The following is a 17,391-nucleotide window of genomic DNA, read 5'->3' on the forward strand; positions in this document are numbered from 1 at the left end:
GCACTTTGCAATCCACGGTCCGGTACTGCCTGCCCGCCGTTCTGTCCCACTATTCGGACAAGAATTCGGACCAGTCGGGTCGGACCGCTCCCTGAACCACCCTTCCGCAAACCGCCCTCGGATGGAGAGCATCACCATGAGCCGCACTGACGTCCTGGTAGACGCAGACTGGGTCCAGGCCCACCTGGACGACCCGAAGGTCGTCATCGTCGAGGTCGACGAGGACACCAGCGCGTACGAGAAGAACCACATCCGCAACGCCGTCCGGATCGACTGGACGAAGGACCTGCAGGACCCGGTCCGTCGTGACTTCGTCGACCAGGAAGCCTTCGAGAAGCTCCTCTCGGCCAAGGGCATCGCCAACGACGACACCGTCGTCTTCTACGGCGGCAACAACAACTGGTTCGCCTCGTACGCCTTCTGGTACTTCAAGCTCTACGGCCACGGTGACGCCCGTCTGCTCGACGGCGGCCGCAAGAAGTGGGAGCTCGACTCCCGCGACCTGGTCGTCGAGGTGCCGGTCCGCGCCGCCACCGAGTACAAGGCCAAGGCCCAGGACACCTCGATCCGCGCCTTCCGCGACGACGTCCTCGCCGCGATCGGCACCCTGAACCTGGTCGACGTCCGCTCGCCCGACGAGTTCTCCGGCCGCCTGCTCGCCCCGGCCCACCTCCCGCAGGAGCAGTCGCAGCGTCCGGGCCACGTCCCGACCGCCGCGAACATCCCGTGGGCGAAGAACGCCAACGACGACGGCACCTTCAAGAGCGACGACGAGCTGCGCGCGCTCTACCAGGCCGAGGGCGTGGACCTGGACAAGGACACCATCGCCTACTGCCGCATCGGCGAGCGCTCCGCGCTCACCTGGTTCGTGCTGCACCAGCTGCTCGGCCAGACCAACGTCAAGAACTACGACGGCTCCTGGACCGAGTACGGCAGCCTCGTCGGCGTGCCGATCGAGCTCGGCAACTGAGCACCTGCTTCACCCAGTAAGTCGTTAGGAGAATCAGACATGTGTGGTGCGAAGGCCGGCGGCCCGGACCTGGCAGGAGTTGACGTGGCAAACGAGACGATCATCCAGGGTTCCGTCACCCGCGACGGCGAGCCGGTCAACGGTTACGTCCGTCTGCTCGACGAGGGTGGCGAGTTCACCGCCGAGGTTCCGACCTCGGCCACCGGGCAGTTCCGCTTCTTCGCCCGCCCGGGCAAGTGGACGCTGCGTGCGCTCGTCCCCGGCGCGACCGTCGACCGCGTGGTGGTCGCCTCCCAGGGCGCCTTCACCGAGGTCGCGATCGCGGTCTGAGACCGCTGAACGCCCCGAGGGCCCTCTGCGCCCGGCAATCGCCGGGCGCAGAGGGCCCTCGTCGTTGCCCGCGCGGTCGGCGGACGCGGTCGAGTCCGCGCCGGGCCGCTGACTGCGCGGGCCGCCCGCCGTACCGTGGAGGGGTGCAGGCACATCAGCGGCATGTCCGCTACTTCGTGATGATGGGCGTCTGCCTGGCGCTGTTCGTCCTGGCCTGGGGAGTGGTGCGCTTCGTGTCCGTCCCGGCGGCGATCGGCATGTGCGTGGTCGCGATGGTGATCCCGCCGGCCGCCGCCGTCTTCGCGAACAAGCGCGACCCCGAGGACGACTGGTGGAACGACCCGCGCTGGGAGGACCCCAAGTGGGACGAGCCCGGGCACGGCCGTGACACGCCCGACCACGAACAGCGTCCGTAGCGGGCCGGTGGCCGGGCGCGGCCCGGTCGGTACGGGTGCGCGGCCCGGGTCAGTACACGAGCGCCTGCACGCCGTCCGCCATGATCTCGCTGACGAAGACCTGTGCGCCCGCGATCCGGACACCCTCCACGGTGTCCTTCTGCTCGATGCCGCGCCGCGCCGCGCACTGGGTGCAGAGGGTGACCGAGCCGGCCGCCAGGATCGACTCCAGCAGGTCGGGCAGCGGCGCCGCGTGCGGCAGCTCGAACTCGGCGGCGCGCCCCGGCAGCGCGAACCAGGAGGACTCCCCGGTGAGCCAGAGCGACACCTCCACCCCGCTCGCGACGGCGACCGCCGCCACCGTGAACGCCTGCGAGCAGCGCTCGGGCGCGTCCGCCCCCGCCGTGACCTTGATGACCAGCTTCTTCGCCATGCCGACACCCTAGCGGCGACGTGGCGGGCCTCACCGCGACCGCCCGGGGGGCGGCGGATAGACTCGCGGGGTCGTATCCGTGCTGTCGCCACATGTCACCGCAATGGGAGCGCCCCGTGTCCGGTCTGGAAATCTTCTTCGACTCCCTGCTGGCCCTGATGGCCGTGCTGATCACCTGGTTCGCCATCTTCTCGGTGATGAAGCTGTACCAGGGCCAGCGCTGACCCCTCTGCCGTACGGTTGACGAGTCCCCACACCGCCGACAGTGACCAGGAACATGATCGAGATCCCCTCTGACCTCCACAAGGACGTCATCCCGCTCGCCTTCCTCCTCGGCACCTGGGAGGGCGCGGGCGTCTTCGACTTCCCGGGCGCCGAGAAGTGCAACTTCGGCCAGGAGATCGTCTTCCGGCACGACGGCCGCCCCTTCCTGGAGTTCCGCTCCCGGACCTGGGTGCTGAACGGCGAGGGCGAGAAGGTCCGTCCGCTGGAGAACGAGCACGCCTTCTGGCGGATCACCAGCAACCCGCACGGCGCCGGCGGCGCCCGCGGGGTGGAGATCTCCTCCGTCCGTGACGACGGCACCGTCGAGGTCTGGTACGGCGAGCTGGCCGACGGCAAGCCGCAGATCGACGTGAGCACCGACGCGGTCGCCCGGATCGAGGGCTCGGCGCCGTACTCCGGCGGCAAGCGCCTCTACGGCTTCGTCAACGACGAGCTGCTCTGGGTCGGCGAGAAGGCCGCCCCCGAGGTGCCGCTGCGCCCGTACATGTCGGCGCAGCTGAAGAAGGTGCTGAGCCCGGCGCAGCTGATCAAGGACATCAACGACCTGCCGGACGACGGCATCGCGTTCTTCCGCTGACCGTCCGTGCCGCCGGGTCGTGCCACCGGGTCGGGCCGCAGCCGCGGGGTAGGGACCGATCGGTGATCGGTCCCTACACTTGTCTGAGGACCTCTAACTGGCAGGGACAGCACCGTGGCGGACACCGGCACAACCGACTGGCAGCTCTCCGGCGACTGGAAGGCCGACCTGCGTGAGCGCGGGTACCGGCTGACCCCACAGCGGCAGCTGGTACTGGAGGCCGTCGACGTGCTCGACCACGCCACCCCGGACGCGATCCTCGCGCACGTCCGCCGGACCGCCAGCGGCGTCAACATCTCCACCGTCTACCGGACGCTGGAGCTGCTGGAGGAGCTCGGCCTGGTCTCCCACGCGCACCTGGGCCACGGCGCGCCGACCTACCACCTGGCCGGTCGCCACCACCACCTGCACCTGGTCTGCCGGGACTGCGACAAGGTCACCGAGACCGACACCGCGATCGCCGCGCCGCTGATCGAGAGCCTGCGCGCCAAGCACGGCTTCGACACCGACCTGAAGCACTTCGCCATCTTCGGCCGCTGCGCCGACTGCACCGACAGGCTTCCCGGCGCGCAGTCGTAAGCTGACCGGTATGAAGAGCCCGCTGCTTGCGCTGCCCGGTGCCGTCCCCGCCGAGGGAACCGACGAGGGCGTCGCCGCCCACTACGGCGACATCTTCCGCGAGCAACGGCACCTCGCGCAGGGCAGGGGCTTCGTGGACCTCTCGCACCGCGGCGTGATCACCGTCTCCGGCGAGGACCGGCTGACCTGGCTGCACCTGCTGCTCACCCAGCACGTCAGCGAGCTGGCGCCGCAGCAGGCCACCGAGGCGCTCGTGCTCTCGCCGAACGGCCACGTCGAGCACGCCCTCTACCTGGTGGACGACGGTGCCACCACCTGGGTGCACGTCGAGCCGGGCACCCAGGCCGAGTTGGTGGGCTACCTGGAGAAGATGAAGTTCTTCTACCGGGCGGAGGTCGCCGACGCGACCGCGGACTACGCCGTGGTGCACCTCCCCGCGGGCTCCACCGCCTCCGCCGAGGGCGCCGCCGCCGTGCGTGAACTCCCCTACGGGCGCGACCTGTTCCTGCCGCGCGCCGAGCTGGCCGCGCTGACCGGGGCCTACGGCCCGCCGGCCGGCGTGTGGGCGTACGAGGCGCTGCGGATCGAGGCGCACCGGCCGCGGCTCGGCTTCGAGACCGACCACCGGACCATCCCGCACGAGGTCGACTGGCTGTCCACCGCCGTGCACCTCAACAAGGGCTGCTACCGCGGGCAGGAGACGGTCGCCCGGGTGCACAACCTGGGCCGCCCGCCGCGCCGCCTGGTGTTCCTGCACCTGGACGGCACCGAGGAGGTGCTGCCGCCGCACGGGACGGAGGTCCGGCTGGCCTCGGACCCGCAGGGCCGGGCGCTGGGCATCGTGACCTCCTCGGCGCGCCACCACGAGCTGGGCCCGATCGCGCTGGCCGTGGTGAAGCGCAACGTGCCGGTGGACGCGCTGCTGCTGGCCGGCACGGTGGCGGCCGGCCAGGAGGTCGTGGTCCCGCAGTAGTCGCGGGCCGCGCCGGGCGGGCCGGGGAGGCTGCGGGCGGTCAGAGCTCCAGCAGGACGGTGAACGGGCCGTCGTTCACCAGGGCCACCTGCATGTCCGCGCCGAACCGCCCGGTCTCCACCTTGGCGCCGAGTGCCCGCAGCTGGGTGACCACCTCGTCCACCAGCGGTTCGGCGACCGGGCCGGGCGCGGCGGCGTTCCAGGTGGGGCGGCGGCCCTTGCGCGCGTCGCCGTAGAGCGTGAACTGGCTGATCACCAGCAGCGGCGCGGCGATGTCCGAGCAGGACCGCTCGGTGCCGGGGCCGCCGGCGGGTGCGGCGGCGTCCGGTGCTCCGGCGAGGTCCTGCGGGGCGTCGCCGGCGCCGTCGAAGATCCGCAGGCTCCAGAGCTTGCGGGCCAGCTGGGCGGCCTTCGCCGGGGTGTCCTCGTGGGTGACGCCGACCAGGACGCACAGGCCCGGGCCGTCGATCGATCCCACGGTCTCGCCGGCCACGGTCACCCGGGCCTCGGTCACTCGCTGAACCACTGCTCGCATGGGCCCATTCTGCCGGAGGCGTGCGGGCGCCCAGCAGGCGCGTGCAGGTCTGGCGCGCGCCGGGTGGTCTGCCTGCACGCCCCCAGCGTTGTCGATCTCTCGGCCGAATGCGCTGGTCGTATCAGCCACCCCGGTTCGCCAGGGGGCCGTTCGGGTGGCCGGGCGGTGCGCGCGCGCCGGGCGGGGTGGCACGCTGGTGTTCGGTAGGACGGCCCGGGGCGCCACGGCTCGCCGCGACGGGCCGGTTCGGTCGAGCCGCTCGGGCAGCAGTACCGGCGATGTCACCCCGGAGAGTGGCACCGGCGCCCGACGGGAACTCTCGGGGGTGCCCGTGCGTGCAAGCAGTCGGCACGCCAGGGACGGGACCGAACACGTGGCACACGAGAAGTGGCGCGAGCGGGCGGGATCAGGACAACGGCAGGTGGTTGGTTGATGGACGCGAGCAGCGCGGTGCACGGTCGGTCCGGGGTGGCGCGGGGTGGCGTGCCCGGCGGGGGCCCGTCGGGGCAGCCGGCCCTCGAACCGCAGACCCCCGACCGCAGGCCCCCCGGCCCCAGGACGCCCCGGCCACAGGCACCGGCCGGCCCGCCGGCTCCGGACGCCCGGGCCGGGCTCGGCGGGCTGGGCCTGGAGGAGCTGCGCGTCCTGCGCCGCGACGCCCAGGAGCAGGAGGCGGACCTCTCCTACCTCCGCCGCCTGCTGCACGGCCGGATGGACATCCTGCGGGCCGAGCTCGACCGCCGTCCGGCGGCCGACCGCCCGGCCGGCGCCCCCGGAGGGGACCCGCGGGCGCTGCTCGACCGGCTGCCGGCGATCCTCTCCGACGCGCCGTCCTCGGTGCGCAGCTCGGCCCGGCACGTGACGCTCGGCCCGCCGCGCGGCGAGCAGTACCAGGTGCAGGCGGACGCGCTGATGGGCGACGTCCGGCTGGCCGATCTCGCCGCGCACCCCGCCGAGGACCTGCTCGCCGCGCTGGAGCGGCTGCGGTCGCACGAGCGCGAGGTGTCGGGGCGCCGGCAGCTCCTGCAGCGGACGGCGGACGACTGCAGCGCCGAGATCGCCCGCAGGTACCGTGAAGGGGAAGCGCGGGTCGACGACCTGCTCACGGGTGGTTCGCTGGCCGACTGACCGGGTCGGGCGGAGGGGCCCGGGGGCGGATCCGCCGCCCGGCCACCCTCGTCCCGGAAGGCACCACCCTCATGTCCCAGCCCGCCGCCCTCGCCGTTCTCGCCGAGGTCATACGCTCCGGCTTCACCGAGGGCCGTCACCACGGCTCGCTGGTGCTGCTCGCCGCCGACGGCTCGGTGGAGTACGCGCTGGGCGCGCCCGACGCCCCGGTCTTCCCGCGGTCCTGCGCCAAGCCGTTCCAGGCCGTCGCCACCCTGCGGGCCGGGCTGGAGATCGACGGGGAGCTGTTGGCGCTGGCCGCCTCCAGCCACTCCGCCGAGGCCTTCCACCGCGAGGGGGTGCGCCGGATCCTGGCCGGCGCCGGGCTGGACGAGAGCGCCCTGCGCACTCCGGCCGACCTGCCGCTGGACGAGACCGAGGCCGAGCTGTACCTGCGGTCCGGCGGCGAGCGCGCACCGATCATGATGGACTGCTCCGGCAAGCACGCCGGCTGGCTGGCCGCCTGCGTGGCCAACGGCTGGGACACCGGCAGCTACCTCGCCCCGGCCCACCCGATCCAGCAGCTGGCCGGTGAGGCCCTGGCCGAGGGCACCGGCGAGCCGGCGGCGCACGCGGGGGTGGACGGCTGCGGCGCGCCGCTGCTGGCCGTGTCGCTGACCGGCCTGGCCCGCGGCTACCGCTCGCTGGTGCTGGCCGACCCGGGGACGCCGCAGCGCCGGGTGGCGGACGCGATGCGCGCCCACCCCGAGTTCGTCGGCGGTACCCGGCGGGCCGACACCTGGCTGATGCGGGCGGTGCCGGGCGCGCTGTCGAAGATGGGGGCCGAAGCCGTCCAGGTGGTGGCGCTGGCCGACGGTCGGGCGCTCGCCTTCAAGATCGACGACGGCGCGGAGCGGGCCCGCGGGCCGGTGCTGGCCGCCGCGCTGCGCCGGCTGGGCGTGACCACCGGGGACGGCACCCTGGAGCGGATCGGCGAGGCCCCGCTGCTGGGCGGCGGCGTGCCGGTGGGCGAGATCCGCGCGCTCGTCTGACCGGGGCGGCCGCGGGGTGCGCGGTGCGGCCACGGCGGCGGCGTGGGTCCGCCCGGGCGGCCGGTCCGGGCGTGCGGGAGGCCGCGTCAGGGTGCACGGTGGACGGGGGTTGTCGCCCACCGCCTCGGCCCGCTGTCCCCGGACACCGTGGCCCACCCATCGCGCACCTCACGGAGGCCGTCATGAGCGACCACATCTACCGGGTCACCGAGATCGTCGGATCGTCGACCGAGGGAATCGACCAGGCGATCCGCAACGGCGTCGACCGGGCCGGTCGGACGCTGCGCAACCTCGACTGGTTCGAGGTGGTGCAGATCCGCGGCCACATCGAGGACGGCCACGTCGCGCACTACCAGGTCGGCCTCAAGGTCGGCTTCCGGCTCGACGACGAGGGCTGAGCCGCCCCGGCCGCCGGTACCGCCCGACGGCGGGCCGGCGGTCACCCGCGGACGGGCAGCACCAGCGGGCTGCCCGTCCGCGGGTGCGCCAGCACCTCCACCGGGTGGCCGTACACCTCGCTCAGCAGCGGTCCGCGCAGCACCTCCGCCACCGGGCCGTCCGCCGCCGTGGCGCCGTCCGCGAGCAGGACCACCCGGTCGGCGTAGGCCGCGGCCAGCGACAGGTCGTGCAGGACCACCACCACGGCGTCCCCGGCGGCGGCCCGCTCCCGGGCCACCCGCAGGACGAGCTCCTGGTGGCGCAGGTCCAGCGCGGCGGTCGGTTCGTCGAGCAGCAGCAGCGGGGCGCGCTGGGCGAGCACCCGGGCCAGCGACACCCGGGCCCGCTCGCCGCCGGAGAGCGCGGTGAACGGCCGGTCGGCGAACCGCGCCGACTCGGTGGCGGCCATCGCCTCGGCGACGGCCGCCTCGTCCTGTGCGCTCGCCGCCGTCCCGGCCCACGGGGCCCGGCCCATCCGCACCACCTCGCCGGCCGCGAACGGGAACGACAGCGCCGAGGACTGCGGCAGCAGCGCCCGGTGCAGGGCGAGTTCGGCGGGGCCGTAGGAGGCCAGCGGACGGCCGCGCAGCAGTACCGCACCGGCGGACGGCGGCAGGTCGCCGGAGAGCACGGACAGCAGGGTGGACTTGCCCGCGCCGTTCGGCCCGAGCAGGGCCAGCACCTCGCCGGCGTGCACGGACACGTCGACGCCGGCCAGCAGCTCCCGGCCCCCGAGGGTCAGCCGCACCCCCTGGGCATTCAGCAACTCCTCCCCGACGGCGGGGCGTTCGGGAACCTGTCGAGTGCGAAGTCTCATGCCCAGCCGCCCTGCCTGGTCCGGGTCCGGCGCAGCAGCCAGAAGAAGAAGGGGCTGCCGATCAGCGCGGTCAGCACGCCGAGCGGCAGTTCGGCCGGTTGGGCGAGGGTGCGCGCGGCGAGGTCGCCCGCCACCAGGACGAGGGCGCCGCCGAGGGCGCTGCCGGGCAGCAGGAACCGGTGGCCGGGGCCGGCCGCCATCCGCAGCAGGTGCGGGACGACCAGGCCGACGAAGCCGATGATGCCGCTGACCGCGACGGCGGCCGCGGTCAGCAGGGCCACCACGGTGATCAGCACCAGGCGCATCCGCTCCACGTCCACCCCGAGGTGGCGGGCCGGCCGCTCGCCGAGGGCCAGCAGGTCCAGCCGGCGGGCGTACAGCGGCGCCACGGCCAGCCCGATCACGGCGAAGGGCAGGACGCCCAGCACCTTGCCCCAGGTGGCCTGGGAGAGCGAGCCGAGCTGCCAGAAGGTGACCTGGTTGATCGCGGCGCTGTCGGCGGTGAACAGGAAGATGCCGATCAGCGCGCCGCAGAAGGCGTTCACCGCGACACCGGTCAGGACGAGGGTCACCACCTCGGTGCGCCCGCCGGAGCGGGACATCGCGTAGACGGCGAAGACCGTCAGCAGGCCGGTGGCGAAGGCGAACACGGTCACCGTCCAGCTGCCGAGGGCGTCCAGGCCGAGCACGATGCAGCCGACCGCGCCGACGGCGCCGCCGGAGGAGACCCCGATCACCCCGGGCTCGGCCAGCGGGTTGCCGAACATGCCCTGCATCAGGGCGCCCGCGCAGCCCAGCGAGGCGCCGACCAGCAGGGCCAGCACCACCCGCGGCAGCCGGACGTTCCACAGCACGGACTCCGGCACCCGGCCGAGCGGGTGACCGCCGAGGCCGAGGCGGTGGGCGACGGAGGCGAGGATGTCGCCGGTCGGGATGCGGTACGCGCCGATGCCGGCCGCCAGCAGGGCGAGGAGCAGCAGCGCCAGGGCGAGCCCGGTGGTGAGCAGGGTGGTCCGGCCGGGCAGCCGGCGGGGTGCGGGCGGCGCGGGGGGCGCCGGGCGGAGGGCGGTGGCGGTCATCGCGGCGCACCGCCGTCGCCGCCGTACAGCTGCGCGGCGATGCTGCGCAGCACCTCCGGGGTGCGGGGGCCGTAGCTGAGCAGCTTGCCGTCCTCGACGGAGACGATCCGGCGGTCCAGGCCTGCCGGGGTCTGCGCGACGCCGGGGAGCTTGAGCAGTCCGTCCACCCCGCCGACCGAGGCGAGGCCCTTGGTCATCACCAGGATCGCGTCCGGTGCGGCCTTGACCAGCGCTTCGCTGGTCAGCGGGGTGAAGTCGCCGGTCAGGCCGGCGGCCTTGCCCGCGTCCTCGCCGCCGACGGCCTCGATCAGCGAGCCCGCGCCGGAGGCGGCGCCGCCGAGCAGGAAGACCGAGGCGCTGCCGCGCAGGTAGAGGAAGGCGACCTTGGGCTTGCGGGCGGCGGGCTGCAGCTCGGCCCTGGCCTGCTGGATCCGCTCGTCGGTGCGGGCCTTCAACTGCGCTCCGGCGGAGGGGACTCCGAGTGCGCCGGCGACGGCGTCGATCCGTGCGTCGACGTCGTCGAGCTGCTTGGCGTCGTCCAGGACGAGGAGCGGGACGCCCGCGGCTCGGATCTGCTCGACCGCCTCGGCCGGGCCGGTGGAGCGGTCGGCGAGGACGACGCTGGGGTGCAGCGAGAGCACGCCCTCGGCCGAGACGTCGTGCGCCTGGGTGATCACGGGCAGGGCGGCGGCCTGTTCGAAGGTGGTGGAGACGTCGCGGGCCACCACCCGGGAGCCCAGGCCGAGGCTGAAGACGATCTCGGACAGGCTGCCGCTGAGCGGGATGATCCGGTCGGCGCTGGTCACGGTGACCTGCCGGCCGTCGGCCGAGGCGGTGGTGGCGGGCAGTTGGGGGGCGGGTGCGGGACTCAGCGGTTCGACGACGTCCGGCGCGGTGGGGGAGGGGGCGGCGTTCGCCGGGCCGGTGGTCGGGCCGCAGCCGGTGGCGGCGGCGATCAGCAGGCCTGCGGCCAGCAGCAGCCCGGCGGGCCGCCGGGCTGCCCGGTGTCGGATGTTGCTGCTCAACTGCGGCCCTCTCGATGGCTGTTGGCGTCGCGTTCGGACCAGGGCCGGCCTGCCGGCAGGTCGGGTGACGGCACCCTTGACTCGTATATTAGGTTAGCCTTACCTAGTTTTCGCAAGGGGGGGCGGTATTCGCCGTCCCTTTCCCCGCCATGCCGAGGAGCGACCAGCCCATGCCCATGCCGCGACGGCTCCGCCGCCTCGCCGCCACCCTGGTGGCCGCCCTCGCCGCCCTGCTGGCGGTGTCGCTCCTGCCGGTCCAGGCGGTCGCGGCCGAGGGGCGGGTGGCCGGCGGGCGACTGGACTGGGGGATCAAGCAGTCCTTCCTCAGCTATGTCACCGGCCCCATCGCCAAGGGCAGTTGGGGGCTCACCGGCGGCGCCGCCACGGTCGGCGGGAGCACCTTCCGGTTCCACTCCGCGACCGGTGCGTACGATCCGGAGACCGGCGCGCTGAGCGCCTCGTTCTCCGGCGGCGTCCGGTTCACCGGGCACCAGGAGAACGGTGTCAACGTCCTCGACCTCAGCATCGGCCGGCTGACGCTGCGGGCCGGCGCCGGCGGCGGGGCGGGGCTCTACGCCGATGTCAGCAGCAGGTCCAAGGACACCGGCAAGGTCACGGCCGTCAGTCAGGCCCGGCTCGCGGACCTCTCGCTCGCCGGGCTCGACCTGCGCGGCGCCGCCGGCACCCTGACGCTCAGCAACGTGCCCGCCACCCTGACCGGTGCGGGGGCGAACGCCTTCGGCGGCTTCTACACCGCCGGTACCGCGCTCGACCCGCTCACCCTCTCGGTCAACCTCCCGGCGGCGAAGGCCTCGCCGTCCGCCACCGGGCAGCCGGCCGGCGCGGAGCCGGCCGGCACCCCCGCCGCCGCAACCCCCGTCGCTCCCGCCGGCACCCCGGCCGGGGAGAGCCCCGCGCCCGCCCCGGCGCGCACCGAGTTCACCGGCGGCTCGCTCGACTGGGGCGTCCGCCGGACCTTCCGCGACTACGTCACCGGCTCGATCGCCAAGGGCGGCTGGGAGGTGTCCGGCGGCGCGGCGGACGGCGGGGCGTTCTTCCGCTGGACCCCGGCCAAGGGCGGCTACGACCCGGTGACCGGCGCCCTCACCGCCGCCTTCGCCGGCGGCGTGCACTTCACCGGAATGAAGACCGCCGACGGCTACGGCCTGGACCTCGTCCTCGCCAACGCCGCCGTCACCGTCGCCGACGGCCACGGCAGGCTCACCGCCGACGTCTCGGGCCGGACGCCGGACGGCGCCGTCCAGCAGGCACCCGGCGTGGAACTGGCCACCTTCGAAGCGGGCGTCCTCAAGCCCGAGGGCGGCCTGCTCAAGGCCGTCGAACTCCCGCTCAAGCTCAGCGAGTCGGGCGCGAAGGCGTTCGGCGGGCTCTACCCCGCCGGCGCCGACATGGACCCGCTGAGCTTCGCCGTCGCGCTCGACCCGGCGGCCGTCCTGCCCCCGCTGCCGGACATCGGCAGCGCCCCCGCCGCGGCGCCCGCCCCGGCCGTCGCGAGCCCCGCCCCGGCCACCGCGCCGGTCGCCGCCGAGGCCGCGAAGGAGGTCCGGTGGCCGGCCGTCGCGGCCGTCGGCGGCCTGCTGGTCCTCGCCCTCGCGACGGCCGGCGTCGTACTCGCCCGGCGCCGCCGCACGGCCGCCACCCCGGCCGCCGACGGCCCCGCAACCACCGACGAGGACGCCCGGCCCAGCGCCTGACGCACCGTCACATCACTGTCATCACAAGGAGCGTTCGAAGCCATGCCGCGTACCACTGTCCAGCGCCCCGGTCGGCGCAACCGCACCTCCCTGGCGGCCCTCGGCGCCGCGACGGCCGGCCTCGCGCTGGCCGCCCTCGGCGCCCCCGCGCTGGCCTTCGGTGCGGGCCCCACCGAGGTCACGTACGACACCGGTTCGCTCGACTGGGGCGTGAAGCAGAGCTTCCGCAGCTACGTGACCGGGCCCGCCGGCAGCGGCACGATCGAGCTGACCGGAGGGGCGACCCGCAACGCCGACGGGACCTTCCACTTCGGCTTCGGCAGCGCCCGCTACGACCTCACCTCGCACACCCTGTCCGCCGCGTTCACCGGCGGCGTGCGCTTCCTCGCCCACGGGGGCCAGTTGGACGTCGGGCTGAGCGACCTGAGGCTCACCACTTCGGGCACCGTCGGCACCCTGACGGCCGACACCGCCTCCAAGGAGCAGGTCGGCGCCCCGCAGGCCACCGAGCGCCAGGACGTCCCGCTGGCCACCTTCACGGTCGGCCGTGACACCACGACCGGCGCCGCCACCCCGGCCAAGCTGACCGAGGAGGGCGCCAAGGTCTTCGCCGGCTTCTACCCGGCCGGCTCCGACCTGGACCCGCTGTCGCTGCTGCTGGCCCAGACCCCGGCCCCGTCGCCCTCGCCCTCGGCGCCGGGCTCCCCGTCCGCCTCCCCGACCGTCTCCGCCTCGCCCACCGCCACGGGTTCGCCGAGCGCGACGGGCTCGCCGACCGCGACCGGCTCCCCGTCGGCCACGGGTTCGCCGACCGCCACCGGCTCGCCGAGCGCGACGGGCTCGCCGACCGCCACCGGCTCCCCCTCGGCCTCCGGATCGCCGAGCGCCACCGCCCCCGCGGCCGGTCAACTCGCCATCCTCGACGGCCGCCTGGACTGGACGGTGAAGGAGAGCTTCCGCACCTACCTGGCCGGCCCGGTGGCCAACGGCAAGGTGGAGTTCGGCGGCGGCGCGGCCGGCTACCGCTTCGGCGGCGCCACCGGGACGTACGACACCGGCACCCATGCCGTCTCGGCCGGCTTCGCCGGGTCCGTGCGCTTCCTCGGGCACCCCTCGGGCGGCGGGTACGCGCTGGACACCACCTTCGACCACTTCGGGCTGCGGATCGACAAGGACGGCGCCTTCCTCACCGCCGACGTCAACGCCAAGTCCCCGGACGGGAAGACGACCGTGCTGACCGGCGCCCGGATCGCGAAGCTGGACCTCTCCGGGGCGGCCTTCGCGCCCGTCGGCGGCGTGGTCACGCTGACCGCCGTGCCCGCCACGCTCACCGCGGAGGGCGTGCCGGCCTTCGGCAACTACCCGGCGGGCGAGGCGCTGGACGCGGTCACCGTCTCGCTGGCGTTCGACAGGAACGCCCAGCTCCCGACCGGTTCGGGTGCCGGCTCCACCGGCGCGGGCACCGCGCAGACAGGCACCTCGCAGACCGGCACCGGCACCGGTGGCGGCGCCACCCTGACCAGCACCGGCCTCGGCGGCGGCGCCGCGCTGGCCTCGACCGGGTCGGACACGCCGGTGGCGCCGCTGCTCGCAACGGCGGCCGGGCTGCTGCTGGCCGGTGGCGCGACCACCGTGCTGGTGCGTCGCCGCACCGGCTCCGCGCGGGCCTGAGGCCCCCGTGCCCGTACGCGCACGGCCGCGTACGGGCACGGTTGCGTCCGGGCACAGCGGTGTCCGGGCACAGCGGTATAGGGGCGCCGCGCCCCGGACGGGTTCGGCCCCGGCGAGCACCTGCTCGCCGGGGCCGGTCCGGTGTTGGGCGCGGCGCCCCCGCGGTCAGGCGCTCAGCGGGTAGCGGGCGTCCAGGTCGCGGAAGAGGGCGCCGTTCAGGGTGAAGGCGCGCTTGCACTCCTCCACCACCCTGCGGCGCTCGATGTCGTCGAGCGCGAGCCCGGCGGCGTCCAGCTTGGCCCGGTAGTCGCGCTTGAACGCGGCGGGGTTGCCGACCTGCTCGAAGACGTAGAAGTGCACGCCGTCGCCCTTGCGTTCGAAGCCCCAGGTCTTCTCGGCTATGCCCCGGATGATCTGGCCGCCGGAGAGGTCGCCGAGGTAGCGGGTGTAGTGGTGGGCGATGTAGCCGGCGGGCCACTCGGCCGCGAGCTGCTCCACCCGGGCGACGTACGCGGCGGTGGCGGGCAGCGGGTCGAGGCCGGTGCGCCAGTCGGGGCCGCGCAGGTGGTGCAGGTCGCGCTCGATGGCGGCGGTGCGCAGCAGGGCCGGGTCGATGAACGGGCCGGCCACCGGGTGGTCCGCGAGTTCGGCGTTGCGGCTCTCCAGCGCGCGGTAGACGAACCACAGCTGGCCGGTCAGGTCGGCGTACGCCTCCAGGCCGAGCCGCCCGCCGAGCAGGTGGCTCATGAACGAGGACTGCTCGGCCGCCTCGTGCTCCTCGCTGCTGGCGGTGCGGAGCACGGTGGAGAACGGGGTGGGCTGCTCGGGGCTGGGCACGTGGGCCTCCAGTGATCGGGAACAGTCCTGATTCTTATGGTTAGCCTTACCTAAGTCAATGTCATGCCGACACTCTGTCGGTAAGTCTCTGCCCACGGGATCCCGGTTCGAAGCCCGATCCGCACCGGCGGACCCGCGGCCCGGCCCACCCGGCCCACCCGGCCCACCCGGTCCCGGGCCCCCTGGCGGCCCGCCCCCGGACACGGCAGAGGCCGGGGCGTACGGATCGCTCCGTTCACCCCGGCCCCGGGAGTCGCGGGTACCGGACCCGGCTACCGCGGCTCAGTGGCCGCCGGTGTCCGCCAGGCGCTTGATCGAGGCGGTGATCTCGGCCTCGGCCTCGGCGCGGCCCACCCAGTCGGCGCCCTCGACGGACTTGCCGGGCTCCAGGTCCTTGTAGACCTCGAAGAAGTGCTGGATCTCCAGGCGGTCGAACTCCGACACGTGGTGGATGTCCTGCAGGTGCTCCCAGCGCGGGTCCGTCGCCGGGACGCAGAGCAGCTTGTCGTCGCCGCCGGCCTCGTCGGTCATCTTGAACATGCCGATGGCGCGGCACTTGATCAGGCAACCGGGGAAGGTCGGCTCCTCCAGGATGACCAGCGCGTCCAGCGGGTCGCCGTCGTCCGCGAGGGTGCCCTCGACGTAGCCGTAGTCGGCCGGGTAACGGGTCGAGGTGAAGAGCATCCGGTCCAGACGAAGGCGACCGGTCTCGTGGTCGACCTCGTACTTGTTGCGGGAGCCCTTCGGGATCTCGATCAGGACGTCGAACTCCAACGGTTCCTCCAAGGTAGGGACTGACAGAATCCAAGTGTCTCCTACGGGAGTGAGTGCTCAGGAAAGGGGCCGGTCGGTGGGAGCAGGTACGGGGGCGCGGCGTCGCAGGAGCGCCGCGGCAGTGCGGTTGCTGGGGGCGGCGGTGCTGACCGGCGGTGTCGTGCTCGGCGGGGGCGGGGCGCAGGCGGCGCCCTCGCCGACGCCGGGCGGGCACGGCCCCACGCACGAGGACGGCCGCGGGCGCGGCGAGGGGCGCGGCGGCGACGGACGGCACGGGGAGACCCGGACGGCCTCGCCCGGCCCGTCCGCCTCGACCGGCCGGCCCGCGGCCGGCCCCGGCGCCGCCCCGGCCGGTGCGGCGGGCTCCGCCGCCCCCGCGCCGGCCCGCAAGCCCGGCCCGCCGCCCGCCGGCCTGGTGCTGCAGCCCGCCGACGGCGCCGCGGTCGGCATCCCGACCGCGGCGGGCCTGCGGCAGGCCCTCGCGAACGTCCTGCTGGACAAGTCGCTGGGCACCGTCACCTTCGCGGTCGCCGACGCCACCAGCGGGCAACTCCTCTACGGCGCGGGGGAGAACACGCCGGCGACGCCCGCCTCGACCACCAAGCTGGCGACCTCGCTGGCGGCGCTGGCGCTGCTCCCGGCCGACACCCGGATCACCACCCGGGTGGTCGCCGGCGCGAACCCGGGCGAGATCGTCCTGGTGGGCGGCGGCGACCCGACGCTCACCGCGCTGCCCGCCGACCAGGTGCAGATCGGCGGCGCCCCGGTCGACGCCGAGACCGCGCCCGCCTCGCTGGAGGCGCTCGCCAGGCAGACCGCCGCCGCCCTCAAGGCGGCCGGCACCGCCGTCGTCCGGCTCGGCTACGACGTCTCGCTGTACACCGGCAGTCCGCAGCACGCGAACTACGACGCGCAGAACATCCCGCTGATGACCCCGCTGATGGTGGACGAGGGCCGGGTGGACCCGCGCAGCCACGAGGAGGCGCCGGCCCGGGTGCCCGATCCCACCGGCCAGGCGGTCGATCAGTTCGCGGCCCTGCTGAAGGCCCAGGGGATCACCGTGGAGGGCAAGGCCCAGCCGGTTGCGCGGCCGGTGGCCGCCGGGGCCGCGGTGCTCGCCGGGGTGAGCTCGCCGACCCTCGCCCGGCTGGTGGAGCGGCTGCTCACCACCTCCGACAACACCCTGGCCGAGGCGGTGGCCCGGCAGGTGGCGCTGGCGGCGCACAAGCCCGTCGGCTTCGACGGCGCCGCGGCCGCCGTCACCGAGACCCTGACCGGACTGGGGGTGCGGCTGAACGGGGTCGTGCTCAACGACGGCAGCGGACTGCACCCGGGCAACGCGATCCCGCCCGCCGCGCTGGTCCAGTTCCTGGCCCTGGCCTCCTCCCCGGACCATCCGGAGCTGCGCCCGGTGCTGACCGGCCTGCCGATCGCCGGGTTCACCGGCACGCTCGGCAAGCGCTTCGGGGCGGCTTCCGGGGCGGCGGACGCGGCGGGTCTGGTCCGGGCCAAGACCGGCACCCTCAGCGGCGTCAACACGCTGGCCGGCACGGTGGTGGACGCCGACGGGCGGCTGCTCTCGTTCGCCGTGATGACCAGGACGGCCGCCGGTGCGGACGTCGCCCGCGCCGCGATGGACCGGATCGTCGCCCGGCTCGCGGCCTGCGGCTGCCACTGAGCCGGTCGGCGGGGCGGCGCCCGGGCCCGCTCCGCCCCGCCCCGCCGGGTCCGTTCAGCCCGCTCCTTCCCGCCCGGCCCGCCACCGGAGGCGGAGCCGGGCCGGGCACGGTCGGTCGGCC

At 74.7% G+C, this 17,391-nt stretch carries 19 protein-coding genes; 12 read left to right on the top strand and 7 right to left on the bottom strand.

Annotation, left to right across the window (positions count from 1 at the left end):
- The first annotated feature begins 136 nt into the window (after positions 1-136).
- From ACFTWP_RS35660 to ACFTWP_RS35670, 3 genes are all read left to right on the top strand, one after another.
- Positions 137-970 carry a sulfurtransferase gene (locus ACFTWP_RS35660; protein ID WP_380269202.1) on the top strand — a complete coding sequence of 278 codons (834 nt, stop codon included), beginning with the start codon at positions 137-139 and terminating at the stop codon, positions 968-970.
- A gap of 39 nt (positions 971-1,009) precedes the next feature.
- On the top strand, positions 1,010-1,300 hold the full coding sequence (locus ACFTWP_RS35665) for a DUF1416 domain-containing protein (RefSeq protein ID WP_073926623.1): 291 nt from the start codon (positions 1,010-1,012) through the stop codon (positions 1,298-1,300).
- Positions 1,301-1,443: 143 nt separating this feature from the next.
- A complete protein-coding gene (locus ACFTWP_RS35670) occupies positions 1,444-1,716 on the top strand; it encodes a DUF3099 domain-containing protein (RefSeq protein WP_380269204.1) in 273 nt (90 codons plus the stop codon).
- A 49-nt stretch (positions 1,717-1,765) separates the two neighbouring features.
- Here the strand turns inward: ACFTWP_RS35670 and ACFTWP_RS35675 are convergent, their stop codons facing one another.
- Complete coding sequence (locus ACFTWP_RS35675; RefSeq protein ID WP_073926621.1) at positions 1,766-2,128, bottom strand: DsrE family protein; 363 nt, start codon at positions 2,126-2,128, stop codon at positions 1,766-1,768.
- Between the two features lie 277 nt (positions 2,129-2,405).
- Here ACFTWP_RS35675 and ACFTWP_RS35680 point away from each other — a divergent pair, with 277 nt between their 5' ends.
- The 3 genes from ACFTWP_RS35680 (at position 2,406) to ACFTWP_RS35690 (ending at position 4,542) form a co-directional block, all read left to right on the top strand.
- Entirely contained in the window at positions 2,406-2,990 is a 585-nt protein-coding gene (locus ACFTWP_RS35680) for an FABP family protein (protein ID WP_380269205.1), read from the top strand.
- 114 nt (positions 2,991-3,104) lie between these two features.
- Entirely contained in the window at positions 3,105-3,569 is a 465-nt protein-coding gene (locus ACFTWP_RS35685; protein WP_380269206.1) for a Fur family transcriptional regulator, read from the top strand.
- A 10-nt stretch (positions 3,570-3,579) separates the two neighbouring features.
- Positions 3,580-4,542: a YgfZ/GcvT domain-containing protein gene (locus ACFTWP_RS35690; RefSeq protein ID WP_380269208.1), complete on the top strand. Its 963-nt coding sequence runs from the start codon at positions 3,580-3,582 to the stop codon at positions 4,540-4,542.
- Between the two features lie 40 nt (positions 4,543-4,582).
- Here ACFTWP_RS35690 and ACFTWP_RS35695 read toward each other — a convergent pair whose 3' ends face one another.
- Positions 4,583-5,077, bottom strand: coding sequence for a D-aminoacyl-tRNA deacylase (locus tag ACFTWP_RS35695; RefSeq protein ID WP_380269209.1), 495 nt, complete (start codon positions 5,075-5,077; stop codon positions 4,583-4,585).
- A gap of 432 nt (positions 5,078-5,509) precedes the next feature.
- Between ACFTWP_RS35695 and ACFTWP_RS35700 the strand changes: the two genes are divergently transcribed.
- The 3 genes from ACFTWP_RS35700 to ACFTWP_RS35710 all read left to right on the top strand — a co-directional run bounded on the left by ACFTWP_RS35700 (position 5,510) and on the right by ACFTWP_RS35710 (position 7,634).
- Positions 5,510-6,205: an ABC transporter substrate-binding protein gene (locus tag ACFTWP_RS35700; protein ID WP_380269210.1), complete on the top strand. Its 696-nt coding sequence runs from the start codon at positions 5,510-5,512 to the stop codon at positions 6,203-6,205.
- A gap of 71 nt (positions 6,206-6,276) precedes the next feature.
- The gene (locus tag ACFTWP_RS35705; protein WP_380269211.1) at positions 6,277-7,236 is read left to right on the top strand and encodes an asparaginase; all 960 of its coding nucleotides are present in this window, start codon (positions 6,277-6,279) and stop codon (positions 7,234-7,236) included.
- 182 nt (positions 7,237-7,418) lie between these two features.
- Positions 7,419-7,634 (top strand): dodecin, encoded by a 216-nt coding sequence (locus ACFTWP_RS35710; RefSeq protein ID WP_190213839.1) that lies wholly within the window; start codon positions 7,419-7,421, stop codon positions 7,632-7,634.
- Positions 7,635-7,675: 41 nt separating this feature from the next.
- On the opposite strand, the gene ACFTWP_RS35715 is transcribed toward ACFTWP_RS35710, so the two are convergent.
- From ACFTWP_RS35715 to ACFTWP_RS35725, 3 genes are read right to left on the bottom strand one after another with little or no spacing between them, the layout of a single operon-like run.
- On the bottom strand, positions 7,676-8,491 hold the full coding sequence (locus tag ACFTWP_RS35715; RefSeq protein WP_380269212.1) for a heme ABC transporter ATP-binding protein: 816 nt from the start codon (positions 8,489-8,491) through the stop codon (positions 7,676-7,678).
- Entirely contained in the window at positions 8,488-9,570 is a 1,083-nt protein-coding gene (locus ACFTWP_RS35720) for a FecCD family ABC transporter permease (RefSeq protein WP_380269213.1), read from the bottom strand. The genes ACFTWP_RS35715 and ACFTWP_RS35720 overlap by 4 nt, the downstream gene beginning before the upstream one ends.
- Positions 9,567-10,595 carry a hemin ABC transporter substrate-binding protein gene (locus ACFTWP_RS35725; RefSeq protein ID WP_380269214.1) on the bottom strand — a complete coding sequence of 343 codons (1,029 nt, stop codon included), beginning with the start codon at positions 10,593-10,595 and terminating at the stop codon, positions 9,567-9,569. Before ACFTWP_RS35725 ends, ACFTWP_RS35720 begins: the two co-directional genes overlap by 4 nt.
- Positions 10,596-10,771: 176 nt before the next feature.
- Between ACFTWP_RS35725 and ACFTWP_RS35730 the strand changes: the two genes are divergently transcribed.
- On the top strand, positions 10,772-12,310 hold the full coding sequence (locus ACFTWP_RS35730) for an HtaA domain-containing protein (protein WP_380269228.1): 1,539 nt from the start codon (positions 10,772-10,774) through the stop codon (positions 12,308-12,310).
- A gap of 42 nt (positions 12,311-12,352) precedes the next feature.
- Complete coding sequence (locus ACFTWP_RS35735; protein ID WP_380269215.1) at positions 12,353-13,981, top strand: HtaA domain-containing protein; 1,629 nt, start codon at positions 12,353-12,355, stop codon at positions 13,979-13,981.
- 165 nt (positions 13,982-14,146) lie between these two features.
- Here ACFTWP_RS35735 and ACFTWP_RS35740 read toward each other — a convergent pair whose 3' ends face one another.
- Both ACFTWP_RS35740 and ACFTWP_RS35745 read right to left on the bottom strand, forming a co-directional pair.
- On the bottom strand, positions 14,147-14,818 hold the full coding sequence (locus ACFTWP_RS35740; protein ID WP_380269216.1) for a heme oxygenase (biliverdin-producing): 672 nt from the start codon (positions 14,816-14,818) through the stop codon (positions 14,147-14,149).
- 282 nt (positions 14,819-15,100) lie between these two features.
- Positions 15,101-15,592, bottom strand: a complete 492-nt coding sequence (locus tag ACFTWP_RS35745) for an inorganic diphosphatase (protein WP_380269229.1) — start codon at positions 15,590-15,592, stop codon at positions 15,101-15,103.
- A 121-nt stretch (positions 15,593-15,713) separates the two neighbouring features.
- Between ACFTWP_RS35745 and dacB the strand changes: the two genes are divergently transcribed.
- Positions 15,714-17,270 (top strand): D-alanyl-D-alanine carboxypeptidase/D-alanyl-D-alanine-endopeptidase, encoded by a 1,557-nt coding sequence (dacB, locus tag ACFTWP_RS35750; RefSeq protein WP_380269217.1) that lies wholly within the window; start codon positions 15,714-15,716, stop codon positions 17,268-17,270.
- Positions 17,271-17,391 lie beyond the last annotated feature (121 nt).

Origin of the sequence: Kitasatospora sp. NPDC057015 (assembly GCF_042673745.1) — a bacterium.
Classification (GTDB): Bacteria; Actinomycetota; Actinomycetes; order Streptomycetales; family Streptomycetaceae; genus Kitasatospora.

Excerpts from the sequence above, each read along its gene's own strand:
- ACFTWP_RS35675 (WP_073926621.1), bottom strand. The coding sequence starts at position 2,128 with ATGGCGAAGAAGCTGGTCATCAAGGTCACGGCGGGGGCGGACGCGCCC.
- ACFTWP_RS35715 (WP_380269212.1), bottom strand. The coding sequence starts at position 8,491 with ATGAGACTTCGCACTCGACAGGTTCCCGAACGCCCCGCCGTCGGGGAG.
- ACFTWP_RS35660 (WP_380269202.1), top strand. The coding sequence starts at position 137 with ATGAGCCGCACTGACGTCCTGGTAGACGCAGACTGGGTCCAGGCCCAC.
- ACFTWP_RS35735 (WP_380269215.1), top strand. The coding sequence starts at position 12,353 with ATGCCGCGTACCACTGTCCAGCGCCCCGGTCGGCGCAACCGCACCTCC.
- ACFTWP_RS35680 (WP_380269205.1), top strand. The coding sequence starts at position 2,406 with ATGATCGAGATCCCCTCTGACCTCCACAAGGACGTCATCCCGCTCGCC.
- ACFTWP_RS35695 (WP_380269209.1), bottom strand. The coding sequence starts at position 5,077 with ATGCGAGCAGTGGTTCAGCGAGTGACCGAGGCCCGGGTGACCGTGGCC.
- ACFTWP_RS35665 (WP_073926623.1), top strand. The coding sequence starts at position 1,010 with ATGTGTGGTGCGAAGGCCGGCGGCCCGGACCTGGCAGGAGTTGACGTG.
- ACFTWP_RS35710 (WP_190213839.1), top strand. The coding sequence starts at position 7,419 with ATGAGCGACCACATCTACCGGGTCACCGAGATCGTCGGATCGTCGACC.
- ACFTWP_RS35720 (WP_380269213.1), bottom strand. The coding sequence starts at position 9,570 with ATGACCGCCACCGCCCTCCGCCCGGCGCCCCCCGCGCCGCCCGCACCC.
- ACFTWP_RS35730 (WP_380269228.1), top strand. The coding sequence starts at position 10,772 with ATGCCGCGACGGCTCCGCCGCCTCGCCGCCACCCTGGTGGCCGCCCTC.
- ACFTWP_RS35700 (WP_380269210.1), top strand. The coding sequence starts at position 5,510 with ATGGACGCGAGCAGCGCGGTGCACGGTCGGTCCGGGGTGGCGCGGGGT.
- ACFTWP_RS35705 (WP_380269211.1), top strand. The coding sequence starts at position 6,277 with ATGTCCCAGCCCGCCGCCCTCGCCGTTCTCGCCGAGGTCATACGCTCC.
- ACFTWP_RS35690 (WP_380269208.1), top strand. The coding sequence starts at position 3,580 with ATGAAGAGCCCGCTGCTTGCGCTGCCCGGTGCCGTCCCCGCCGAGGGA.